Origin of the sequence: Vibrio sp. 1641 (assembly GCF_033339995.1) — a bacterium.
GTDB classification, from domain to species: Bacteria; Pseudomonadota; Gammaproteobacteria; order Enterobacterales; family Vibrionaceae; genus Vibrio; species Vibrio alginolyticus.
Genome location: NZ_JAWOVP010000178.1, coordinates 1 through 707, shown reverse-complemented (window position 1 = coordinate 707; position 707 = coordinate 1). Strand labels below are relative to the sequence as shown.

The window sequence follows — 707 nt, the reverse complement described above, 5'->3', positions numbered from 1 at the left end:
GAGCACAACCATAAAGCTGGTCTAAGCATCTTCCGCGTTGTGGTTCTGGGCATGGTAATGTTTGGTGCGCTAGCGTCTCTTCCTGTGGTTTGGTCGTTGGCTGACGTTTCGATGGGTCTGATGGCGATTGTTAACTTGGTAGCGATTCTGTTGCTATCGGGCATCGTGATCAAACTGGCGAAAGACTACAACCGCCAGCTAGGCGAAGGTAAAGTACCAACGTTCGATGCGAACGATTTCCCTGAGCTTAAGTCTCAGCTAGAAGACGGTATTTGGGACAACACTAAGAAAGACTAAGTGTTCTCCTATCGTTAAAAGCTATTAAGACGATTCGTAAAGCCATGCAGACAATGCATGGCTTTTTTTGTACCCTAATAAAAAACAAAATTAGGGAAGTGAAAGTCATGCTTATCGTAGTTTCTCCAGCGAAGACCCTCGATTACGAGTCTCCGTTAGCGACAGAAAAATTTACTCAACCAGAGTTAATTGAATATTCAAAAGAATTGATCGACGTTTGCCGCAAACTGACGCCTGCTGATGTTGCCTCTTTAATGAAAGTGAGTGACAAAATAGCGGATCTGAACGTCGGGCGATTCCAAGAGTGGAGCGAAACGTTCACAACGGAAAACTCGCGTCAGGCCATTTTGGCGTTTAAAGGTGATGTGTACACGGGCTTGGAAGCTGAAACACTATCAGATGCGGACTTC

General features: G+C 45.4%; 2 protein-coding genes. Both read left to right on the top strand.

The features are described from left to right. Positions 1 to 297: alanine:cation symporter family protein (locus R7Z47_RS24910; protein ID WP_318130772.1), on the top strand; the 297-nt coding region annotated here is incomplete at its 5' end. A gap of 107 nt (positions 298 to 404) precedes the next feature. Further along, on the top strand, positions 405 to 707 hold a 303-nt coding region (yaaA, locus tag R7Z47_RS24905; protein ID WP_318130771.1), incomplete at its 3' end, for a peroxide stress protein YaaA.